This is a genomic window from Bradyrhizobium sp. LB13.1 (assembly GCF_054056815.1).
The window spans coordinates 1,791,008-1,811,812 of record NZ_JBSRYQ010000001.1 but is presented as its reverse complement, the minus strand read 5'-3'; the positions used below and the strand labels follow the sequence as shown (position 1 = coordinate 1,811,812).

The window sequence follows — 20,805 nt, the reverse complement described above, 5'->3', positions numbered from 1 at the left end:
TCCTGCATCAGACGAGCTCATAGTCCTATCCACTCGCTCTCGAAGGAGACTGAAATGCGTCGCACCATCCTCACTCTCGCATCGCTCGCGGCCCTGATCGCCGTGGCATCCCCGGCCGCCCAGGCACATCCTGCAAACGATCGATATTGCCTGCAGGGGCGCATGTGGGGCTATCCCGGCAACTGCCAGTTCACGAGCTATCAGCAGTGCCAGGCCACCGCCTCCGGGACGTCCGCTTATTGCGGCGTCAATCCGCGCTACGCGTTCTCGCAGCAGCGCGACTACTGACAGGTTCGCGGCGTGCGCGCACCACGCGCGCGCCGCTACAATTTTTACGTGAAGCCGATCCGCTTCGCCAACGCCCCGGCGAATTGAAACTGTGCGAAGCCGCCTGCGTCCGTCGATGACGAGAATGTTATCCGTCGCCGTGACGGAGAAATTCACGATGCGCGGCCGTGGCTTGCGAGCAAGGCGGCTCCTGCGAAAATTCCGATGCCCGGCAATTGTGATCCATCTCGCTCGTGGCACGCGTGATCGCGCTTAGGCTGCAAATTCCAGCGCAAGAAACTAGCCCGTTTCATTCGATTTTTCAGGGAGGTGTTTCAATGAGCAGCCGCCACGCAATTGTCCCGCGCGGTCTGAACGCAACGCGTTCGCCGCTTTCGCAAGGCCGCTTCGGCCGCATGTTCCGCAAGATCAAACCGGCGACATTCGGCCCGAACGATTCCGACAATGTTGCGAACCTGTCGGCGCTGGCCGACAAGATGGTCGCGGGCTTCGATGGACCGAAGGACGGCCCGGACGCCGAAGAGAGCGGCATTCCCGCGCTCTACACCTATTTCGGCCAGTTCATCGATCACGACATCACCTTCGATCCGGTAAGCTCGCTGACCAAACAGCAGGACCCCGACGGGCTCGTCGACTTCCGCACGCCGTCGCTCGATCTGGATAATCTCTACGGCCGCGGTCCGAACGACCAGCCCTACATGTATGACGGCATCAAATTCCGCCTCGGCGAGAAGGTGACCGGCGCGGGCGTGCCCGATGCCAGCGACCTGCCGCGCTTCAAGGGCCGCGCGCTGATCGGCGATCCCCGCAACGACGAGAACAGCATCGTCTCGCAGTTCCAGGCCTTGATGCTGCGCTTTCACAACCGCATGGTCGACGACAATGACAGCCTGTCGTTCGAGGACGTGCAGCAGCGCGTTCGATTCCACTATCAGTACGTCGTGCTGAACGACTTCCTGCCACGCATCGTTCATGCCAGCGTGCTGGACGAATTGAAGACCGCGGGCAGCTACGACCGCAGCAAGCTCGCCTACTACCACTGGAAGACCTATCCGTTCATGCCGGTCGAGTTCTCGGTCGCGGCCTATCGGCTCGGGCACTCAATGATCCGCCCCGGCTACCGGATGAACGATGCGGCCAACATGCTGTTGCAGATTTTCCCCGACCCCAACAATCCCGACCACAACGCGCTGACCGGTTTCCGTTCCATGGGCCCGGGACGCGCCATGGACTGGGGCCGCTTCATCGATCTGGACACGCGCGCCTATGGCGTCGAGGACGACGACACCAATGCCGACAACAAGAGGCGGCTTCAGTTCGCCTATCGCATCGATGCCTCGCTGGTGGACCCGCTGCGCAAGCTGCCGCCGGAAGTCGCGTCCAATCCGTCGTCGCTCGCGCTGCGCAATCTCGAGCGCAGCTGGCGGCTCGGATTGCCATCCGGCCAGGACGTCGCCAAGGCGATGAATCTGATCCCGCTGACAGACGACGAGATCATCATCGGCAAGGCCGTCGACGAGCCCGGCACGGGCGATCCGCAAGTCAAGATCGCGACCATCGCGAACGGCGTGTTTGCCGGCAATTGCCCGCTCTGGGCCTACATCCTGGCCGAGGCGCGGCAGTTCCAGACCGCCGTCACGATCCCCGCCACCGGCGCGCCCGGCCCCATCAACACGCCGCAGCTCGGCCCCGTCGGCGGTCGCATCGTCGCCGAGGTCTTCCTCGGTATGATGTTCGGCGCAAACTCCTCTCTGCTGTCGCTCGACCCGCAATGGACGCCGGTGACCGGATCCAGCTTCGCGCTGAAGGATATCGTCGCCTACGCGCTCGGCCAGGGCGATCCGCTGCATTGAGCGGGTGACGGACGTGACGCAAGGCCGCTCGTGTCATGCGAGCGGCCTCGTGGCCCACCGCGCCGCGTCGGCCGGCGCGCCTCGTCGAGGTCAATCGGACACTGTTACCGCCGAGCCGTCCGGTTGCGGGGGGCTTCCGTCAAGGTGTCGGTTGGCCCGGTAGCGGCCGGGCGACAATCCGTGATGCCGGTGGAACAGTTTTGAAAACGCCGCGGCCGTCTCGTAACCGACCTGGCTCGCAATCCGTGCGATCGGCTCACCGCTGGTTTCGAGCAGGAACGCCGCTTCCGCCATCCGGCGTTCGATCACATAACGGTGCATGGACTGGCCGACGAGCTTGGTAAAGCGCGCCGAAAATACCGAGCGGCCGAGCCCCACGCGGTGGCCAAGGTCGCTCAGGGTCCAGGGCCGCTCCGGGTTCTCGTGAATCAGCTTGAGCGCCGGTCCGATATGCGGGTCCGATATCGCGCCGAGCCAGCCGCCTTGTCCGGGACTGAGAGACGCAATCCAGCTTCGGAGCACCTCGACAAAGAGCACTTCCGTCAGCCGTGAGAGCGCGACGCTTTGGCCGGGACGCTGATGCGCGGACTCGCCGACCATGCGGCTCAGGATTGCTTCAAGCCAGCCACGCTCCGCCGTCGGCTTCAACAGGAGCACGGGCGGCAGCAGCTCCAGCACGCTGCCGAACAGCGGCCGTGACACCGTGAAATTGCCGCAGATCATGGTCGAGAGCGGCTTTGCACGGCTGCCATGTCGAACGACGCCAAGACGCGGCGACGATCGATCGATATCCGCAATTCGCAAAGGCTTCGCCCGGCGGTCCGAATAAAACACATGGGGCTCGCCGCGTGTGATCACGACAAAATCGCCCTCGCTCATCTGGATTTCCTGACCCGCGAGCGCGAGGGTTGCCGAGCCCTGGCTGAGATAGTGAAACAGGGCGTAGGGGCGCGCCGGCAACTCCAGACTCCAGGGATGGCCGAGCTCGAAGTGAAACAGCAGCGTCCCGCCGAGACGAACGCGATCGAGCACTTGAGCGAGGATGTCCATGCCGCCGAGATTAGACCGGTGGACGATTGGACACAACATCCGGACGATTGATCCCTATCGTCCGGAAGGACCGCAGAATAGTTCATGTCGCGGCGGGCCGACGTTACGTGCGGCAACCATTTCGCCAACGGCAGATGGAAGAACCGCGCTTTTGCTGGAAACGCCTGTCCATTCCTCCGGACTCTGTTCGTCCGACATGCCAACAGGAACAATCAATGCGACATATCCTTCTCTCAGCCGCCAGCGTGCTCCTGGCCGGAACGACATTCGTCGGCTCCGCTCGTTCCGCCGAACTACCCAAGGGAGCAGCCCACAACATCGTGCTCGTGCACGGCGCTTTCGTGGACCAGACCAGCTGGCAGCCCGTTGCCGATATTCTCACAAAGAAAGGCTACCGCGTCACGCTCGTGGAAAATCCGCTCACTTCGCTCGCCGCCGACGTCGATGCCACCAAACAGGCGCTCGCGAAGCAGGACGGCAGGACCGTTCTGGTCGGCCATTCATGGGGCGGCGTGGTGATCACGCAAGCCGGCAACGATCCCAAGGTTGCGTCGCTGGTCTATGTCTCCGCCTTCGCGCCGGAGGTCGGTGAATCCCTGGCGTCGCTGGCAAAGGCCGGCCCGCCGACCGAAGGCGGCAATGCGATCCATCCCGACGCGAAGGGCAATTTGTACATCGATCCAAAGGTGTTTCCGTCGGCCGTCGCGGCTGACCTTCCTCCGGAGATCGCCACGCACCTCGCCAACTCGCAGCTTCCACTGAACCACGTTGCGTTCGAAGCCCCCGTCGACGTTGCGGCCTGGCATGACAAGCCGACGTTCTATGTCATCAGCACGAAGGACAAGGTCCTCGCTCCCGAGGCCCAGAAGTCGTTCGCAGCCAGGATCAAGGCTCAGACGACGGAAGTCGCCGGCAGCCATGCCTCGCTCGTCGTCCATGCCAAGCAAGTCGCTGAGGTCATCGAAAAGGCGGCGCTCGCGAAGTGACGGTACCGCTCCCGGCGCTTTTGCGCCGGGAGCGTGCACGCTCGCTCAGAGGCCTACAGAGGAAGGCCTCGGTCGCTGCGCCACACCAGTCTCCCCACTCGATTATTTGTGCCAAGCATCCGGAGGATGACATGACTCAACTCGACATCGCGAGCCAGGACGCCGCCACGCTCGAAGCGGCGCCGACCCGTTACATCGAAGGCCACGGAATCCGCTTCGCCTATCGTCGCCTCGGCCCCACTACCGGAACGCCGCTGGTTCTCCTGCAGCATTTCTCGGGCAACATCGATGCATGGGATCCCGCGGTCGTCAACGCCATCGCCAGCGATCGCCCTGTTATCGCATTCGACAACGCCGGGGTCGGTCGCTCGACGGGCCAAACGCCTGACAACATCGCAGCGATGGCGAGAGATGCAGTCGCCTTCATCAACCTGCTCGGCCTCTCCGAAGTCGACCTGCTGGGCTTTTCGCTCGGCGGCTGCGTCGCCCAACAGATCGCCGCCGAGCACCAACGGCTGGTCCGGAAGCTCATCCTCGTCGGCACCGCGCCGAAAGGCGGGGAAGAACACCTGTTAGCGGTTCTGCAGCAGGCGTTTTCCCAGACCGATGCGCCGGACCCACGTCTGCCACTGTTCTTCACGAATTCGTCCGCCAGCCGGTCGTCCGGCCTGGCGTTCCTGAAGCGCACGAAAGTGCGGAAGGACGACCGCGACACCGATAACGGCAGCGCGGTCACCGATCCGCAGGCCAAGGCGCTGATCACCTGGTGCGCAACCCCTGATCCCGAGCACGCCATTCTGCGCGCCATCCGCCAGCCCGCTCTCGTGGTCAGCGGCAGCCACGACACCATGCTGCCCGCAAACAACGCCTATGCCATGTCTAGGGAACTCGGCAACGCTCAGCTGGTCCTCTATCCCGATTCAGGACACGGCGCGCTGTTTCAGCACCACGAGACCTTTGTCAGCCACGTCCGAACCTTCCTGGATGCACAGCCCGCTTCTACGTAACACCCGGCACGTTCCGACGCGATCATCCCTGAGAGTTGTTACGGAGGACAGATGACAATCGCCAAATTCGAGGTGGAGCGTTTCAGCCTCACGAGCTCGAAACCATTCGACACTGTCGTGGCCGCGTTCAAGTCGGCGGTCGGGCAACCCGACATGATCGAATTTTTCAAGGAGACGAGGGCAACGAATTCCTTCGCGGACCTGGAGCACGTCGTACAAAGCGGCCTCGGCCGAACGAACCTCATGCTCTTCGCGGAATTCGACCTCGGCGACATTCTGCGTCGTGAAACCGGATCCAGGACACCCAGGATCATACGGCTTGTGGTCGGCAATCCACTCATCATGAAAGAGATGGTCAAGCACGTGCCAGATGCCGGATCTTACGCTCCGGTCACCGTGCTTATCGACGAACGTCCCGATGGCGTGCACGTCTCCTATGACAAAATGGAGAGTTATCTCCTGCATAATGGCAACTCGGACGCCTTGGCCGTCGCTCGAAATCTCGATGCGAAGATCACAACCTTGCTAAGCGAATGTGCAAGCTAAAACGTCCTTATGACGTCTTCGGCCGATGGAGTGGGTAACTCATACCCATCGCGGCGCGATGGACGTTGTCATGACGTGGGCCAGACATTGGAAGGGAAATTCCTGCATGTACAAGACGCTTCTTGTCACTCTGACTGTCGCGGCTCTTTCCATCGGGCCTGTCGTGTCCGCTCCCGCCGTCAGCAAAGAGCCGCTGGATGCTGCGACCCTCAGCGCGATCAAATCGAAGTTCGGCAGGCTGATGGAATTGGCCAACAAGCATGATTTCAAGGCTCTGCATGAGATGTTCTGGCAATCGCCCTCGACCCTGCTGGTGGCCAAGAGCGCGATTCCGTCCGAGGGAAACTGGGCCGGCTTTTGGGGCAACGAGGCGATTGATCAAAAGCTGCATGATATCGGCAGCTCCGGTCCGGTCGTGCTCGAGCCAGATTATGCGAAGCTGCGGGTTGTCGGCCTGACGCGCGACGTCGCCGAGTCCTACGTGCCGACGAACATCACGGTCTCTTATGCGGGGCAGGATGGAACAGCGAGGCCGTTTCTGATGATCATCAATTGGCTTCGCGTCGGGAAGGACTGGAAGGTCGCTTCCGAAATCATTCTGCCGGTGCCGCCCGTACCCGCAGCGAAGGGCTAGGCGCGAGGCCTCAATTGTTCGGCACCGACGCCTCAGCTGCAGACCGAGGACGGAGGACCGAATGACCGGGCCTCGGCGATCTTCGGTCCGGATGACGGCATCTGCGCGTTAGCTGCCGAGAGTCGTTTCGACGGCGATGCCGGGTCCGGCAATCGGAGAGCGGCGTCGTGGCTGGAATGGCCGGCGGGCAGCGGTTGGCGGAAGCACGATCACTTTCGCTCGACGCCAGCCGATCGCGTCGCAGTTGCACGTCACGTCCCACTTAACGCGCCGTCCCGAGGCCGCTCTCCGCGAGGCGCGTCGCGAACCAGCGCGACAGCGGCTGATCGACGACGCCGCTGACATAGACCTCAGAGATCGTCACATGGTGCCTGTCCAGCACCAGCAGCACACCGATCCAGTAGGCAAACCAGACATGCGCATCGGTCAGCGCCATCAGCTTGTGCTGGTCGTGCTCGAGCGAGGTGTGATTGCTCGCCTTGCGGATCTCCACGGTGAGCAAATTGTTCGGGATCTCGCGCTGATGCACGACGACGTCAGGATAGATCGACTTGTCCAGATGATCGTCGGTCGAGATGATGGTGCCGTGCGGCAGATGCAGCGTGCGCTCGCCGAGCCGGTCGTAGTTGCAGTCGACCGCCCAGCCCGAAAACTGCCGCTCGAGATAGACGGCGAAGCGGTGGGTCACCGCCCGCTCGCCGATGTCCTTCTCGAACAGGAATCCTTCGTGGGCGTAGAAGTCCCGTAGCGCCGCGATCACCTTGTTCAGCTCGGTCTGCATCGTGCTCCCCGGCCCATCACGCGCATTCCCATGCGCCGTCACCAGACCCTCATGGTGAGGAGCGCGGAACGCGCGTCTCGACCCATGAAGGCCCGTATCCCGCCTGTCACCATCCTTCGAGACGCCCGCGTAACGCGGGCTCCTCAGGATGAGGCCGGAATTCGCGGCGCGATCGACCAGATCCTACATCTGGACTTCGATCAGCCGTGGCCCGGGCTCGGCGACGGCTTCGGCCAGCGCCTTGTTGAAATCGTCAGCGTTGGTGACGGCGCGGCCGGGCACGCCCATGCCCTTGGCCAGCGCCACGAAATCCAGCGTCGGACGGTCGAGCCGGAGCATGTCGTTGGCGCGCTGGCCGGGTTCGCCAGCGCCGACATTGTCGAACTCGCCGCGCAGGATCTGGTAGATGCGATTGGCGAACACGATGGTGACGATGTTGAGATTCTCGCGGGCCTGCGTCCACAGCGACTGGATCGTGTACATCGCGCTGCCGTCGCCGACCATGCAGATCACCTTGCGGTCCGGGCAGGCGATCGCGGCACCAATCGAGAGCGGCGTCGAGAAACCGATGGAGCCGCCCATGTTCTGGAGCCAGTCGTGCGGAGCGGCGGCCGCCGTCGGCGGGAAGAAGGCGCGGCCGGTGGTCAGCGATTCGTCGATCAGGATCGCATTCTCGGGGATCGCGTAGGCGATCGACTGGGCGATCGAGGCGTGGGTGAGCGCGCCGGTCGGCTTGAGCAGCTCCTGCGCGGCCTGCGGCTTGACGTCCTTCGCACTGGCCTTCACCGCGTCCGCAAGTGCTTCCAGCGCTGCGACCGAATTCTCGCCCCAGGAGGTCATGCGATGCACGTCGCAGCCCTCAGGCTTAAGTATGCTCGGCCTGTTCGGATAGGCGAAGAACGCCACGGGATCGTCGGACTCGACCAGCACGATGTGACGGAACTTCGCCAGCATCTGCAGCGCGTTGTCGATCACGTAATGGATCCGATCAATCGAAAAGCGGCCGCGGCCGCGCGCCATCCTGGGACGGAAGGTCGGGCCCATCACGGTGCAGCCGGTTTTGGCGGCGATGCGCTCGGCCAGCGCCAGCCCCTGCTCGCTCAGCGCACTGCCGGTCATCAGCAGCAGCGTGCCCTCGCCGTCGCCGTGCAGGATCTTTGCGGCTTGCTCGACCGCCTGCGGCGAATAGCTCGCGCGCTGCTGCTCGGCCGGAACCTCGGCGATGCCGTCGGCTTCGTTCCAGGCAGTGTCCGCGGGCAGGATCAGGGTCGCGATCTGCGGCGGCGCGCTTCTGGCGGCGGCGATCGCCGCGGCACCATCGGCGGCGACCGATTTGGAGTTCGGCGAGGTCCGGACCCAGGACGACATCGGCCGGGCCAAACCCTCGATGTCGGAGGTCAGCGGCGCGTTGTAGGCGATGTGGTAGACGGCGTGCTGGCCGACGATGTTGACGATGCCGGAATTCGCCTTCTTGGCGTTGTGCAGATTGGCAAGGCCGTTGGCGAGACCGGGACCGAGATGCAGCAGCGTCGAGGCCGGCGTGCCCTTCATGCGGAAATAGCCGTCGGCAGCGCCGGTCACCACGCCCTCGAACAGGCCGAGCACGCAACGCATGCCGGGCACGCGGTCGAGCGCTGCGACAAAATGCATCTCGGAGGTGCCGGGGTTGGAGAAGCAGACGTCAACCCCGCCCTTGACCATCGTCCGCACCAGACTTTCCGCACCGTTCATCCGTCAGCTCCCGTAACCGGCAATTTTCCAACAATCCGTCCGATCAATCATTGTTCGCTCGTCTCGTCAAAGCAATAGCCGGCATCGCCGCCCTGCCCCGCGCGGCGATGCGCCGGTTTGGCTAATGCTTTTCGCCAAATTGGCGTGGTTGCCGATTTGGTAACTTCCTTCATTAAGGATGCCTGCCTCACAGGGCCGTGGCTTGCGGAAAGCCCGCAAATATGGCCTGTGACTTCAGTTGAATCGATTTTTGCTGGGGGGAAACAATGATCCGGTTTTTTGCCGCACCGATCGCCGCCATCGCACTGCTGTCGGCCACCGCCGGCGGCGCCTTCGCCGAAGAGTTCGACACGCGCGACATCATGGGCGGCGGCCCGAACTTCTTCCGCGGCGGCTCGAGCCCGGTCCCCCGGACCACCGTCATGTATAACGGCAAATACGCCCCAGGCACGATCGTCGTGAACACCAGCGAGCGCCGGCTCTACCTGGTGCTCCAGAACGGCCAGGCACTGCGCTACGGCATCGGCGTCGGCCGCGACGGCTTCCGCTGGGGCGGAGTGCACAGGATCACCGCCAAGAAGGAATGGCCGGATTGGACGCCGCCGTCGCAGATGCTGGCCCGCCGGCCGGACCTGCCGCGTCACATGAAGGGCGGCATCGAAAATCCGCTTGGCGCGCGCGCGATGTATCTGGGCTCGACGCTCTACCGCATCCACGGCTCCAACGAGCCGGAGACGATCGGCCAGGCGGTGTCCTCGGGCTGCTTCCGCATGACCAACGACGACGTCAGCGACCTCTACGGCCGCGTCGGGGTCGGCACCACCGTGGTCGTGCTCAACAACTAGCGGGCGACGAATCGCGCGAAACCGCGAGCGCGTGAATATGCGGTCTTGTGCGTCGCTTGCGAATACGGCAGCGTCGCCTGGCAATGAGCGCATTGGCCCCGTCTTCGTCCGGCTTTCGCATCGCCCTGCTGGCGCTCGCCACCGTCGCGTTCGTCCCTGACACCGCTACCATCGCCGTCGCGAGCGAATTGCCCGCGATCGCCTCGCGTCAGCGCGCCGAGAAGAAGAGCTTTACCGACGGCGAGATCGTCGATGGCTTTCTGAAGACGGCGTTCGGCGCCGAATACCACCTTGCCGGCCGTGTCGACCGCATCCGCAAGTTCGACGGGCCGGTGCGCGTGTTCGCCGAAAGCGACCGCGCCGACCGTAAGGCGCAGCTCGCAAAAGTCGTGGCCGACATCGGCAAGCGCGTGCAGCATCTCGACATCGCCATGATCGACACCAGCGAGGCGGCGAATGTGCGGGTGAAGCTCGTGCGCGACAGCGATCTGTTCCGCACCATCTCGAGCTTCTACGGCGCGGCCAAGGCCCGCGAGATCCGCACCTCGCTCGATCCGCAATGCCTGTCCGGCTTTCGCAAGAACGACAATTACGAGATCGAGCATTCCGACGTCATCCTCACCGTCGACAACGGCGATTTCACCTTCCTCGACTGCGCCTATGAGGAGCTGCTGCAATCGCTCGGCCCGATCAACGACACCGCGAGCGTGCCCTGGACCATGTTCAACGACAACGTCTCGATGGGCTATTTCGACGTCTACGACCAGTACATCCTCAATCTGCTCTACGATCCCCGCATCAAGGCCGGCATGACCATACAGGAGGTCAAGGCGGTGCTGCCCGACGTGCTCACCGATGTGCGCATCTGGGTGACGCGCGTGAATGATCTGAAAGAGTGAGGCGCCTTCCCCACAAAGGGAGAAGAGAAAGCAGTCACACTTTCCTCGCCTTCGTCATCAGGAATTGCTGGCGCATCACGTTGTTGCTTCCGTCGAAATATTCGGAGATCAGCGCCTCGAACTCGCTGCGCAAACTTCGCAGCTTGTCCGGCTCGTCCTTGTACTGGGCGACGAGCTTGATCAAAGGCCCGATCGTCGTTTCCATGGTGCGGCGGAAATGCTGCGGGCTGAGTGCGGACGGATTCATGATGTCCATCTCGAACGAAATATCCTTCACCTTCCCCGCGAGACGTTCGGCGACGATCTTCGGATCACCCCACGACACCGGTGAGGCCACGCCCTCGGGCGGCGGCAGATGGCGGCCGATCAGCGCGAACATCCGTCCGACATAGAGATGCGGCGGCCAGGTGGAGAAGGCGATGGTGCCGCCGGGCTTCAGCACGCGCAGCATCTCGCCGATGGTGACCTCGGGGCGCGGCGCGAACATGTGGCCGAACTGGCTGAGCACCACGTCGAACTCGTTGTTGCCATAGGGCAGGCTTTCGGCGTCGCCTTCGGCGAAGTCGAGATCGAGGTTCGCCAGCTGCGCGTGCTCGCGGGCGCGCTCGATCAGGACCGGAGACAGGTCGAGGCCCCTGACCTTTGCACCGCGGCGCGCCGCCGTGATCGCGGCAACGCCGGTGCCGCATCCGACATCCAGCAGCCTTTGGCCGGTAGCGACCCCGGCGAAACTCACGAGCCTTGGCCGCCGCGGGCGTCGTGAACACTTCCATTGGCGTGAACAGCGACCAGGCCTCCTTCTGGACTGCCTTGAAACCAGCAAACGGGTCTTGCGCTGTCATGGAACTCTCCCTTCGCTCGACGTCAGTTTTCATGAGGCTAACCACGGATGCCAAAGGTTCAACGCACCGCAAAGGCGGTCGCGCCAGCCCTACTGCACGAGATCGGCAACTGTGGTCGCGGCCTTCAGGCCGGTGCCGGTCAGCACCGCGACCGTGGTCTCGTTCTCCTTGATGGCTCCTGTGGCGGATAGTTTTTCCAGGGCCGCGGCCGCGCTGGCGCTGGTCGGCTCGGCGAACAGGCCCTGCCGTGCCAGGCGGCGCAGGGCGGCGACGATCTCATCCTCCGTGAGCGCAACTGTGCCACCGCCGCTCTCGCGTAAGGCGCCGATGATCTCGCGCAGGCGCAAGGGATTCTTGATGGCGGTGCCTTCGGCGATGGTCTTGTTCACCTCGCGCGCGACAGGCGTGTCAACACCCGCCTGAAAACTCGCATCGATCGGCGAGCAATTTTGAGGCTGCGCCGCGAACAGCCGCGGCAGCTTTGCGATCTGGCCTGCCCTCAGCAGCTCGCGGAAGCCGAAGGCGCAACCGAGAAGCGAGCTGCCGGCGCCGACGGGGACAATGACGTTGTCGGGGGCGCGAAAGCCGAAATCTTCCCAGATCTCATAGGCGAGCGACTTGGTGCCTTCGAGAAAGAACGGCTGCCAATTGTGGCTGGCGTAAAAGGTCTGGCTGGACTGGCGAATGGCTTCCGCCTCGGACTCCTCGCGCGGGCCCTCGACGAGCTGCACCGCCGCACCATAGGCACGCACCTGCGCGATCTTGGCCGGCGACGTGGATGCCGGCGCCAAAATCTTCACGCGCATGCCGCCGGCGGCACCCAACCCCGCCATCGACGAGCCGCCATTGCCGGACGAATCCTCCAGAATGGCGTCGACACCGATCTGGCGCAGGAAGGACAGCATCACCGCCGAGCCACGGTCCTTGAAGCTGCCGGTCGGGTTGAACCATTCGAGCTTGAAGAACGGGCGCAGGTCGCCCCAATCCTGCTGCACCAGCGGCGTGCAGCCTTCGCCGAGCGTGATCGGCTTTGCGATCTCGACCGGCAACGCCGCCCGGTAGCGCCAGAGCGATCGGGTGCGGAGCTCGATGTCCTCGCGCGATATGCCCGCCCCCGGCGTCACCAGCAACGGCGTTCGCTCGTCCGAGCACCAGCGCGGCCGGTCCAGCGGATAGAGCTTTGCGTTGCGGGGGTCGACGTAGCTGGCGGCAGGCATGGCGTTCTCCGGGGACAGAGCCGATCCGTCGATATGTCCGAATATGCGGGTTTTATCCAGTCACCTGTTTGGATGGTGTTGACGCGGCCAATTTGTGCAAGATGTTGACCATGCTTCGTCTTGACCACATCACCGTCGCCGCCAACGACCTTGCCGAGGGCGTTGCCTATGTCGAGCAGGCGCTCGGCATCGCGCCGCCGGCCGGCGGTGCGCATCCGCTGATGGGAACGCATAATCATCTGCTGCGGCTGAGCGAGACGGCGTTCCTCGAAGTCATCGCGCCGAACCCGTCGGCCCCGGCGCCGACCCGGCCGCGCTGGTTCGCGATGGACGATCCGCGAACGCATGCAGCGCTCGCATCCTCGCCGCGGCTGATGACCTGGGTCGTGAGCACATCCGATATCGCATCAGCGCTTGCGAAGATCCCGCAAGCCGCCCGGCCGGCGATCCCTGTGACGCGCGGCAATCTCGAATGGCTGATCTCCGTCCCGCCCGACGGCTCGATGCCGTTCGATGGCGCGTTTCCGACCGTGATCGAGTGGCCGGCCGGGCCGCATCCGGCCTCGCGCATGCCCGACCTCGGCTGCGCGCTGGTGGCGTTCGAGATACGGCACCCTGAAGCCGACACGATCCGGTCGTCGCTGACGGGCTTTCTGGACGATCCGCGTATCCGTTTCAGCCGTGAGCCCGAGCCGTCGTTTCGCGCGGTGATCCGGACGCCCGGGGGCGAGCGGCAATTGGCTTAGGCGCACCACGGGGCGCCCGCCCCTTTAAAAATACAAACAATTACATAGATATAGCTCACAGCCCGTGGCCCGTGCCGGCGTCGCGCGCCGGTCATAGCGCGCGAATACCTGGATGAGCAGCATCGGCAAGGGCGAGCCTGCGCGGGCACGATTAACTTGTCTGTCGCAGCTCACCGCTACAATATGTTGGATTGATCTTGCGCCGCTGGTGCTCCGCACCGGCAACGCGACCGAGCCAGGCCCGTCCGAGCGGCGGGCCGTTGGCTTTTTGGGAGTTTGGTCATGAGCCGCGCGAACCGTACCGACCACATCCGCCTGACCTCTCATCCGGAGCCGGGCCGGAAGGCCGCCTTCCCGATCCACTGGGGCGCCGCCGGCGCACGCGCCCGCGGGCCGATCATCGGCACGGTGTCGCGCGCAGGGGATCGCAACGTGATCGGCAGCCATGGCGGCTCCTATGCGATGTACCGGGCGCTCGCAGTGTCCGCCGGCGCGCTCGATCCTATCCGGCGTCCCGATCTCACCAACACCTTTCCCGCGGCGACCATCGGACCGTTTCCGCAATGGAGCGATCCCGCAAAAATCGTCGCGCTCGATCCCTGGGGGCATCTCGTCGCCGAGAATTTCGGCAAGGACATCGCCGAGGGCATCGACATTCGACCGAGCATCGCGGTAACGCGCGCGCGGCTGGACCTGCCGGAGATCCGCGAGGCGCTCGCCGCCAAGCGCCTGCGCGCCGACGGCGATGTCGTGCACGCCAATGGCAGCGTGTCGGTGGTGAAGATCGCGATCGATCCGGTCTGGTATCTGCCCGGCCTTGCCGAGCGCTTTGCGACCAACGAAACCGAGCTGCGGCGCACGCTGTTCGAGCAGACTGCCGGCATGTTCCCCGAATTGGTGACGCGGCCGGACATGAAGGTGTTTCTGCCGCCGATCGGCGGCACCACGATCTACATGTTCGGCGACGTCACCAAGCTGCCGGACCATCGCACCAAGATCACCTGCCGGGTGCATGACGAGTGCAACGGCTCCGACGTGTTCGGCTCCGATATCTGCACCTGCCGGCCCTATCTCATCCACGGCATCGAGGAATCCGCGCGCGGCGCGCAAGAGGGCGGGCTCGGGCTCGTGATCTACAACCGCAAGGAAGGCCGCGCGCTCGGCGAGGTCACGAAATTCCTGGTCTACAATGCGCGCAAGCGCCAGGAGGACGGCGATGCGGCTGCCGCTTATTTCGAGCGCACCGAATGCGTCGCCGGCGTCCAGGACGCGCGCTTCCAGCAATTGATGCCGGACACCATCCATTGGCTCGGCCTGAAGCGCATCGACCGCTTCCTCTCGATGAGCGACATGAAGCACGACGCGCTGACCTCGCAGGGAATCGACATCGTCGAGCGCGTGCCGATCCCGCCGGAGCTGATTCCGGCCGACGCCTATGTCGAGATCGCCGCGAAGAAGGCCGCCGGCTATTATTCGGACGACATCGCGCCGGCGAAGGACATCGACGACGTGGTCGGGCGTTCGCTGGAAAAATACTGATCAATTGATGGCAGACGCTTTGGAATTGCAGGCCCGTTCGCTGCTCAGCGCAGCAGCTGTTCGCGCGCGTGCCGGCGAGATGCTCGAGATCGGCCTGAACGGCGGGCTGACGCATTTCACGATCGATCTCGATCGCATGGACGGCGTTGCGGAGACCGTGCTCGCGGTCACGCGAAAAGCCTACCCGACGCTTGAGATCCCGTTCCACGCGCGGTGGCGGCATTTCGTGTTCGGTGGCATCGACCGCTGGGCGCGGCTTGCGGACGCGGCCTCATGGTCCGATCGCGCGGCGCGAGCGCGTGCGGAGTTTGACCTTGCCATCGTCAGCGTGCTGCTCGATGCCGGCGCGGGTGCGGCGTGGCGATACCGCGACGCCGTGACGGGACAGGGCATTGGCCGATCCGAAGGGCTTGCGATCGCAAGCCTCGACATGTTCGCGAGCGGCCTCTTTTCCCGCGATGCCAGCCTACCGTTCAGGACCGATGCGGACGTGCTCGCAAAACTGCCGCTCGCCGCGCTCACAGCCGCCTTTCAGGTGAGCGATGCCAATCCGCTGCTCGGGCTCGAAGGACGCACCGATCTGCTGCGGCGTCTGGGCAAGCTGGTGGCGGAGCGAGCGGACGTGTTCGGCTCGCACGACACGCCGCGGCCGGGGGGCCTGTTCGATCACATCGCGGCGCAGGCGAATGGCGGCGCGCTTCCCGCACCCGCGATCCTGTCCGCCGTGCTGAACCAGCTCGGACCGATCTGGCCTTCGCGGCTGGAACTTGCGGGAATTCCGCTCGGAGATTGCTGGCGCCATCCTGCAATCAAGACGGACGATGCGACTGCGGGCCTTGTGCCCTTGCACAAGCTATCGCAATGGCTGAGCTACTCGCTAATCGAGCCGCTCCAGCGCGCCGGATTCAACGTCACCGACATCGACGGCCTGACCGGGCTTGCCGAATACCGCAATGGCGGCCTGTTCGTCGATCACGAGGTGCTGCGCCTGCGCGATGCGGCTGACGCCGAGCGCGCGCATGCGGTGGATTCAGCTCTCGTCGTGGAGTGGCGCGCGCTGACCGTGGCGCTGCTCGACCGTCTTGCCGAACTGGTTCGCGCAAAACTCGGCCGCACCCCCGATACATTGCCGCTCGCCAGCATTCTGGAAGGCGGCACCTGGGCCGCGGGCCGCGCCATCGCGTTCTCCCGCCGGCCCGACGGTTCGCCGCCGCTCAAGGTGATCAGCGACGGCACGGTGTTCTGATAACCAGATCGTTTGAATTCGCGGAAACAGACCTCTCATCCGGCGCTTCGCGCCACCTTCTGCCACAAGGGGAGAAGGGAAAAAGCAAGAGCATCCATTATGGAAGGCGTCACGATCGTCGATCATCCGCTGGTGCAGCACAAGCTGACGCTGGTGCGGGACAAGTCCATTTCGACAAAGTCATTCCGCGAGCTGATCAAGGAGATCGGCATGCTCCTGTGCTACGAGGTGACGCGCGACCTGCCGCTCACCGACGTCGTGGTCGACACGCCGCTGGCACGGATGCACTCGGCCAAGATCGCGGGCAAGAAGCTGGTGTTCGTTCCCATGCTGCGCGCCGGCACGACTTTCGTCGACGGCATGATGGATTTGGTGCCGACCGCGCGCGTCGCGCATATCGGGCTCTACCGCGAGCCGCACAGTTTTGCAGCGATCGAATACTTCTTCAAATCGCCGTCCGACCTCGGCGAACGCCTCGCGATCGTGGTGACGCCTGTGGTTGCGACCGCCAACACGGCCGTCGCCGCAATCGACCGGCTGAAGGAGCGTGGCGCCAAGGATATTCGGCTGGCCTGCCTGATCGCCGCGCCGGAGGGACTGGAACGGCTGCGCGGATTGCATCCGGACGTCCCGATCTGGACGGCCGCGGTGGATGAAGGTCTCGACGAGAACGGCTTTATCCTGCCGGGCCTCGGCGACGCCGGCGACCGCGCCTATGGGACGCGATAACGCGAAGCTCAGATCTTCCCGCTGCCGCAAATCAACTTCAGCGACTGCCACTCCGTATCCGTGAGAAGCGGCGGGCCGCTGGCGGGGCGGTCTTCTTTCGTCATGCGGGCGAGGCGGTCCTCGGTCAGCGGATGGCTCGCGAGGATCGACGTGAGGCCGCCGCCTTCCTTGCCGGTGATGCGGAACATCAGTTCGGCCGCGGGCTTCGGCGAGCGGCCGAGCTTGTGCATGATCTCGATGGCAAACGTATCCGCAGCGGTCTCGGCCTCGCGCGAATAGGAGGCCTCGACCACGCTGCGCGAGGCGAAGATCACGGCGCTCGAGCCGGTGACGTCACCGAACAACAGGCCGATCAGGAACGAGGTGCCGCCGTTGTAGATCAGACCGCGCATGTTGTCGTGGTGCTTGAGATGACCGAACTCGTGCGCGAGGATACCGGCGATCTCGTCGGGGTTTTCGGCCTTGTCGAGCAGGCCCTTCAACACGAAGACCTTGCCGCCCGGCAGCGCGAACGCGTTCGGCACCGGGGTCGGCAGCACGCCGGCCGTCATGGAATCGTCGTCGAGGCCGGCGGCATCGCGCAGCCGATTGACGAGTTTGATGAAGGCCGCTTTCCCCGCCGCATCCTCGCACACGCTGCGGCCGAAGATGGTCTTCACCTGGACCTCTGACGCATCGCCGATGCGCCGCTCGATTGGTTTCGGCACCAGCGGCGCGAGGCGGTCGGCAGCGAGGGGCACGCCGAACAGCACGACGCAGACGATGGAGACGGCGGCAGCCATCGACCAGCCGACGATTTTTGCGACGCTGCGGCGCGAAGTCTGGTGCTCGTCGAGCCGTACGCAGCGGGCGGTCACGTCCGACGCGAGCAAAGCGTCGCGGATTTCCAGCCGCGCCAGCGTCGGCGCGGAAGCACAGGCGAGCCGCAAAATGCCGGCCGGGCTGTCGGCGCGGCGGATGTCGGTATAGGGCCAGACAACGGGCGTCCCGCCCTCCTTGAGGATCTCTAGCGCGTCGCCGAGCACCAGCGTCACCTGCCGCCTGCGGCTCGACACGCCGTCGAAGAAGATCGTCGGCTTTGCGGACTGCGCCGGGACATCGGTGGGCAACTCACTCACAGCTCAAAATCCCGCGACATCGAGTCCATCGGCAAAACCTTCGCCGAGTGCGCTGGCGAGCTCGCCGCTCCCACGCACATCCGCCGCGGCCGCGATGTTGTGCACATCGACGGTTTCCAGCACCTTGGCCCAGAGATCGCGCTGGAGATAGACGCGCATGACGATGTTAAGGGCAAGGGCGAGTGCGAAATAGCCGACGACCATCATCACCAGCGTCGGAATGCTCTTGGCGGCATTGCCGGGCCCTAACGCCTGCTCGACCGAAAGGCCGCTCAGCGTGACGACGAGCATGGTCGCTCCGCCGATATAGGCGCCGAAGATGGCGGAGAGCAGCGTCCACCAGCCGATCACCTTCCAGTACAGGCCGTAGAATGCGTTGTGCGGCAACTCCGAGGACAGGCTGACGCCGCCGATGCGGATGCCGTCGAGCCACCAGCGCCATTCGCGCGCCTTGAACTCGGCATAGAAGAACGGCGCGAGCGGAAAGATCACCACCGCGATCGGGCTGAGCAGCCACAGCCACCAGCCCCGCTTGAAGAACGTCCAGCCGTCGCCTGCGAATTCGCCGCGCAAATCGCCGAAATGGGTGTGCCGCATCTTGTAGCGTTCGAGCGACGCCTCGCGCCACGGTAATGCGAGACCAAGCGTCAGAAACACCAGCAGGCCCCACAGCATGGCGCGGAACGAATAGGCCCAGCCCGATCCGTCCATCCAAAACCGCACGCCGCGCCAGACCGTGCGCGTCAGGCGATAGCGCCGCGCGCGAAAGATCGCGAACTGGCCGAAGGCGTAGAAACTGATGAACAGCGGCGTCGAGGCAAAACCCTGCCAGCGCTCGAACTCGATGCCGACGAGAAAATAGGCGAGATAGATCGGCACCAGGATCGCGAGCGCGAACAGGAAGCCGACGAGGAGCTCCTTAGCCCGGCCGGTATATTCCGCGGCATCGCCATCGACCGCGGTGTTGGCCCACAGATGACGGCGGATGTCGGTGACGAGCCAGAACCGGTAGAAACCAAAGGTGACCAGCTCCAGCAGGGCACCCTTGGTGACCAATTTGCGAAACTCGGTGCGGTTGCCGGTGAAATCGACCCGCGTGGGCGGCAGCGGCGGCGGTAAGGGTTCGGAGCCGATGGGGGCCCATTGCATATCGTTCACGGCAGCAACCTCGGGATGCGGACCTGGTTCGATCAAACTATAGATCAGAGATTAGTCGATCCCCAAGATGGCCGGGTTCGATTTGGCTCGATTCCAGTCGATTTCTTGCACGATTCCCCGCCCAACGGAGTGCGCGAGATCACGTTCGCGGGGCGGCGTGACGGCCGTCCGACGCTTTCGGGAAGGCTGGAGGTGGCAAAACTCTCCCTTGCTCCGACGCAGACAACCGGCTGTAATTGCAAATCAAATACCGCAGCGCAAAATTCAACGAGAACGCGCGGTTCACGCCAGGGAGAACGGTCATGCACGGGACCATCGAGAGCGCGGCAAAGCTCGACGCATTGCGCGAGCGTGCGACGTCACTGCCGCTGGAGCAATTCGACCCGGGCGATCCTGAGTTGTTCAGGACCGATACGTTCTGGCCCTATTTCGATCGCCTGCGCCGCGAAGATCCCGTGCACTACTGCAAGGACTCGATGTTCGGGCCGTATTGGTCGGTGACGCGCTACAACGACATCATGGAGATCGAGACCAATCACTCGGTCTTCTCCTCGGCCTCCTCGCTCGGCGGCATCACCATCCGCGACATCGATCCGGAACTGCGCCGCGAGAGCTTCATCTCGATGGACCCCCCGCGCCACGCGGCGCAGCGCAAGACCGTGGCGCCGATGTTCACGCCGACGCATCTGGACAATCTGGCGCTGAGCATCCGCGAGCGCTCGGCGGAGTGCCTGGACAATCTGCCGCGCGGCGAGGTGTTCGACTGGGTCGACCATGTCTCGATCGAGCTCACCACGCAGATGCTCGCCGTGCTGTTCGACTTCCCCTGGGAGGATCGCCGCAAGCTGACGCGCTGGTCGGACATCGCGACCACCATTCCCGGACCCGACGGCCTCGTCGCCACAGAGGACGAGCGTCAGGCGGAGCTGACCGAATGCGCGGGCTATTTCGCGCGGCTCTGGAAGGAGCGCATCGCACAGCCGCCGAAGAGCGACCTCCTGTCGATGATGGCGCATGGTGCCGCGACGCGCGACATGGACGCGAAAAACTTCCTCGGCAATCTCGTCCTTTTGATCGTCGGCGGCAACGACACCACTCGCAACACCATGTCGGGCTCGCTCCACGCGCTGAGCCAGCATCCGGAGCAATATCGCAAGCTGCGCGAAAACCCCGCACTGCTGGACAGCTTCGTGCCGGAAGTGATCCGCTGGCAGACGCCGCTGGCTCATATGCGCCGCACCGCGCTTGCGGACTTCGAGTTCCGGGGCAAGCAGATCAAGAAAGGTGACAAGGTCGTGATGTGGTACGTCTCGGGCAACCGCGACGCCGACGCGATCGAAAAGCCCTACGAGTTCATCATCGACCGCGCCCGTCCGCGCACCCATCTCTCGTTCGGCTTCGGCATCCACCGCTGCGTCGGCTTGCGGCTTGCCGAACTCCAGCTCAAGATTATCTGGGAAGAGATCCTCAAGCGATTCGACCATATCGACGTGGTCGGCGAACCCAAGCGGGTCTATTCGAGTTTCGTGAAGGGACTCGAGACGCTGCCGGTGAAGATTACGGCGTGAGGCGAAGGAAGAACCAACTGGA

Annotated in this window: 21 protein-coding genes and 1 pseudogene; 13 read left to right on the top strand and 9 right to left on the bottom strand. The window is 64.1% G+C overall.

What is annotated here, in order from left to right; genetic code table 11:
* The first annotated feature begins 54 nt into the window (after positions 1-54).
* Entirely contained in the window at positions 55-288 is a 234-nt protein-coding gene (locus ACVWYI_RS08515) for a DUF3551 domain-containing protein (RefSeq protein ID WP_247348800.1), read from the top strand.
* 317 nt (positions 289-605) lie between these two features.
* Entirely contained in the window at positions 606-2,141 is a 1,536-nt protein-coding gene (locus ACVWYI_RS08510) for a peroxidase family protein (RefSeq protein ID WP_456661673.1), read from the top strand.
* 90 nt (positions 2,142-2,231) lie between these two features.
* Here ACVWYI_RS08510 and ACVWYI_RS08505 read toward each other — a convergent pair whose 3' ends face one another.
* The gene (locus tag ACVWYI_RS08505) at positions 2,232-3,191 is read right to left on the bottom strand and encodes a cupin domain-containing protein (RefSeq protein WP_456649752.1); all 960 of its coding nucleotides are present in this window, start codon (positions 3,189-3,191) and stop codon (positions 2,232-2,234) included.
* A gap of 215 nt (positions 3,192-3,406) precedes the next feature.
* Here ACVWYI_RS08505 and ACVWYI_RS08500 point away from each other — a divergent pair, with 215 nt between their 5' ends.
* The 4 genes from ACVWYI_RS08500 to ACVWYI_RS08485 all read left to right on the top strand — a co-directional run bounded on the left by ACVWYI_RS08500 (position 3,407) and on the right by ACVWYI_RS08485 (position 6,364).
* The gene (locus tag ACVWYI_RS08500) at positions 3,407-4,177 is read left to right on the top strand and encodes an alpha/beta fold hydrolase (protein ID WP_247441643.1); all 771 of its coding nucleotides are present in this window, start codon (positions 3,407-3,409) and stop codon (positions 4,175-4,177) included.
* Positions 4,178-4,308: 131 nt separating this feature from the next.
* The gene (locus tag ACVWYI_RS08495) at positions 4,309-5,184 is read left to right on the top strand and encodes an alpha/beta fold hydrolase (RefSeq protein WP_456661672.1); all 876 of its coding nucleotides are present in this window, start codon (positions 4,309-4,311) and stop codon (positions 5,182-5,184) included.
* A gap of 51 nt (positions 5,185-5,235) precedes the next feature.
* The gene (locus tag ACVWYI_RS08490; RefSeq protein ID WP_247441638.1) at positions 5,236-5,730 is read left to right on the top strand and encodes a DUF302 domain-containing protein; all 495 of its coding nucleotides are present in this window, start codon (positions 5,236-5,238) and stop codon (positions 5,728-5,730) included.
* A gap of 106 nt (positions 5,731-5,836) precedes the next feature.
* Complete coding sequence (locus ACVWYI_RS08485; RefSeq protein WP_247441637.1) at positions 5,837-6,364, top strand: hypothetical protein; 528 nt, start codon at positions 5,837-5,839, stop codon at positions 6,362-6,364.
* Between the two features lie 32 nt (positions 6,365-6,396).
* On the opposite strand, the pseudogene ACVWYI_RS08480 reads toward ACVWYI_RS08485, so the two are convergent.
* The 4 genes and pseudogenes from ACVWYI_RS08480 to ACVWYI_RS08465 all read right to left on the bottom strand — a co-directional run.
* Positions 6,397-6,583: pseudogene (locus ACVWYI_RS08480) on the bottom strand (hypothetical protein); the annotation flags it as partial.
* A 43-nt stretch (positions 6,584-6,626) separates the two neighbouring features.
* The gene (locus ACVWYI_RS08475) at positions 6,627-7,145 is read right to left on the bottom strand and encodes a hypothetical protein (RefSeq protein ID WP_456661671.1); all 519 of its coding nucleotides are present in this window, start codon (positions 7,143-7,145) and stop codon (positions 6,627-6,629) included.
* 183 nt (positions 7,146-7,328) lie between these two features.
* A complete protein-coding gene (locus ACVWYI_RS08470; protein WP_456661670.1) occupies positions 7,329-8,876 on the bottom strand; it encodes an acetolactate synthase large subunit in 1,548 nt (515 codons plus the stop codon).
* 47 nt (positions 8,877-8,923) lie between these two features.
* Positions 8,924-9,049 (bottom strand): hypothetical protein, encoded by a 126-nt coding sequence (locus ACVWYI_RS08465; protein ID WP_256467659.1) that lies wholly within the window; start codon positions 9,047-9,049, stop codon positions 8,924-8,926.
* A 93-nt stretch (positions 9,050-9,142) separates the two neighbouring features.
* Here ACVWYI_RS08465 and ACVWYI_RS08460 point away from each other — a divergent pair, with 93 nt between their 5' ends.
* Positions 9,143-9,721: a L,D-transpeptidase gene (locus tag ACVWYI_RS08460; protein WP_456661669.1), complete on the top strand. Its 579-nt coding sequence runs from the start codon at positions 9,143-9,145 to the stop codon at positions 9,719-9,721.
* Between the two features lie 83 nt (positions 9,722-9,804).
* Positions 9,805-10,620, top strand: a complete 816-nt coding sequence (locus ACVWYI_RS08455) for a DUF2927 domain-containing protein (protein ID WP_456661668.1) — start codon at positions 9,805-9,807, stop codon at positions 10,618-10,620.
* Positions 10,621-10,654: 34 nt separating this feature from the next.
* Here the strand turns inward: ACVWYI_RS08455 and ACVWYI_RS08450 are convergent, their stop codons facing one another.
* Together ACVWYI_RS08450 and ACVWYI_RS08445 are read right to left on the bottom strand one after the other, a co-directional pair.
* Positions 10,655-11,356 (bottom strand): class I SAM-dependent methyltransferase, encoded by a 702-nt coding sequence (locus ACVWYI_RS08450; protein ID WP_456661667.1) that lies wholly within the window; start codon positions 11,354-11,356, stop codon positions 10,655-10,657.
* 195 nt (positions 11,357-11,551) lie between these two features.
* Positions 11,552-12,679, bottom strand: a complete 1,128-nt coding sequence (locus ACVWYI_RS08445; RefSeq protein ID WP_456661666.1) for a threonine synthase — start codon at positions 12,677-12,679, stop codon at positions 11,552-11,554.
* Positions 12,680-12,789: 110 nt separating this feature from the next.
* Between ACVWYI_RS08445 and ACVWYI_RS08440 the strand changes: the two genes are divergently transcribed.
* From ACVWYI_RS08440 to upp, 4 genes are all read left to right on the top strand, one after another.
* Positions 12,790-13,425 carry a VOC family protein gene (locus ACVWYI_RS08440; protein ID WP_456661665.1) on the top strand — a complete coding sequence of 212 codons (636 nt, stop codon included), beginning with the start codon at positions 12,790-12,792 and terminating at the stop codon, positions 13,423-13,425.
* A gap of 282 nt (positions 13,426-13,707) precedes the next feature.
* Complete coding sequence (locus ACVWYI_RS08435) at positions 13,708-14,964, top strand: GTP cyclohydrolase II (protein WP_456661664.1); 1,257 nt, start codon at positions 13,708-13,710, stop codon at positions 14,962-14,964.
* Positions 14,965-14,971: 7 nt separating this feature from the next.
* Entirely contained in the window at positions 14,972-16,210 is a 1,239-nt protein-coding gene (locus ACVWYI_RS08430; protein WP_456661663.1) for a URC4/urg3 family protein, read from the top strand.
* Positions 16,211-16,309: 99 nt separating this feature from the next.
* Positions 16,310-16,939, top strand: coding sequence for a uracil phosphoribosyltransferase (upp, locus tag ACVWYI_RS08425; protein ID WP_456661662.1), 630 nt, complete (start codon positions 16,310-16,312; stop codon positions 16,937-16,939).
* An 8-nt stretch (positions 16,940-16,947) separates the two neighbouring features.
* Here upp and ACVWYI_RS08420 read toward each other — a convergent pair whose 3' ends face one another.
* Positions 16,948-18,057 (bottom strand): M48 family metallopeptidase, encoded by a 1,110-nt coding sequence (locus tag ACVWYI_RS08420; RefSeq protein ID WP_456661661.1) that lies wholly within the window; start codon positions 18,055-18,057, stop codon positions 16,948-16,950.
* Between the two features lie 3 nt (positions 18,058-18,060).
* Positions 18,061-19,206: a YjgN family protein gene (locus ACVWYI_RS08415; RefSeq protein WP_456664494.1), complete on the bottom strand. Its 1,146-nt coding sequence runs from the start codon at positions 19,204-19,206 to the stop codon at positions 18,061-18,063.
* 311 nt (positions 19,207-19,517) lie between these two features.
* Here ACVWYI_RS08415 and ACVWYI_RS08410 point away from each other — a divergent pair, with 311 nt between their 5' ends.
* Positions 19,518-20,783: a cytochrome P450 gene (locus tag ACVWYI_RS08410; RefSeq protein WP_247441615.1), complete on the top strand. Its 1,266-nt coding sequence runs from the start codon at positions 19,518-19,520 to the stop codon at positions 20,781-20,783.
* Positions 20,784-20,805 lie beyond the last annotated feature (22 nt).

Bases quoted from the DNA above. Each gene is read 5' to 3' on its own strand.
- ACVWYI_RS08460 (WP_456661669.1), top strand. From the start codon at position 9,143: ATGATCCGGTTTTTTGCCGCACCGATCGCCGCCATCGCACTGCTGTCG.
- ACVWYI_RS08495 (WP_456661672.1), top strand. From the start codon at position 4,309: ATGACTCAACTCGACATCGCGAGCCAGGACGCCGCCACGCTCGAAGCG.
- ACVWYI_RS08465 (WP_256467659.1), bottom strand. From the start codon at position 9,049: ATGAAGGAAGTTACCAAATCGGCAACCACGCCAATTTGGCGAAAAGCA.
- ACVWYI_RS08445 (WP_456661666.1), bottom strand. From the start codon at position 12,679: ATGCCTGCCGCCAGCTACGTCGACCCCCGCAACGCAAAGCTCTATCCG.
- ACVWYI_RS08435 (WP_456661664.1), top strand. From the start codon at position 13,708: ATGAGCCGCGCGAACCGTACCGACCACATCCGCCTGACCTCTCATCCG.
- ACVWYI_RS08505 (WP_456649752.1), bottom strand. From the start codon at position 3,191: ATGGACATCCTCGCTCAAGTGCTCGATCGCGTTCGTCTCGGCGGGACG.
- ACVWYI_RS08415 (WP_456664494.1), bottom strand. From the start codon at position 19,206: ATGCAATGGGCCCCCATCGGCTCCGAACCCTTACCGCCGCCGCTGCCG.
- ACVWYI_RS08410 (WP_247441615.1), top strand. From the start codon at position 19,518: ATGCACGGGACCATCGAGAGCGCGGCAAAGCTCGACGCATTGCGCGAG.
- ACVWYI_RS08490 (WP_247441638.1), top strand. From the start codon at position 5,236: ATGACAATCGCCAAATTCGAGGTGGAGCGTTTCAGCCTCACGAGCTCG.
- ACVWYI_RS08515 (WP_247348800.1), top strand. From the start codon at position 55: ATGCGTCGCACCATCCTCACTCTCGCATCGCTCGCGGCCCTGATCGCC.
- ACVWYI_RS08470 (WP_456661670.1), bottom strand. From the start codon at position 8,876: ATGAACGGTGCGGAAAGTCTGGTGCGGACGATGGTCAAGGGCGGGGTT.
- ACVWYI_RS08485 (WP_247441637.1), top strand. From the start codon at position 5,837: ATGTACAAGACGCTTCTTGTCACTCTGACTGTCGCGGCTCTTTCCATC.
- ACVWYI_RS08475 (WP_456661671.1), bottom strand. From the start codon at position 7,145: ATGCAGACCGAGCTGAACAAGGTGATCGCGGCGCTACGGGACTTCTAC.
- ACVWYI_RS08430 (WP_456661663.1), top strand. From the start codon at position 14,972: ATGGCAGACGCTTTGGAATTGCAGGCCCGTTCGCTGCTCAGCGCAGCA.
- ACVWYI_RS08455 (WP_456661668.1), top strand. From the start codon at position 9,805: ATGAGCGCATTGGCCCCGTCTTCGTCCGGCTTTCGCATCGCCCTGCTG.
- upp (WP_456661662.1), top strand. From the start codon at position 16,310: ATGGAAGGCGTCACGATCGTCGATCATCCGCTGGTGCAGCACAAGCTG.
- ACVWYI_RS08510 (WP_456661673.1), top strand. From the start codon at position 606: ATGAGCAGCCGCCACGCAATTGTCCCGCGCGGTCTGAACGCAACGCGT.
- ACVWYI_RS08440 (WP_456661665.1), top strand. From the start codon at position 12,790: ATGCTTCGTCTTGACCACATCACCGTCGCCGCCAACGACCTTGCCGAG.
- ACVWYI_RS08500 (WP_247441643.1), top strand. From the start codon at position 3,407: ATGCGACATATCCTTCTCTCAGCCGCCAGCGTGCTCCTGGCCGGAACG.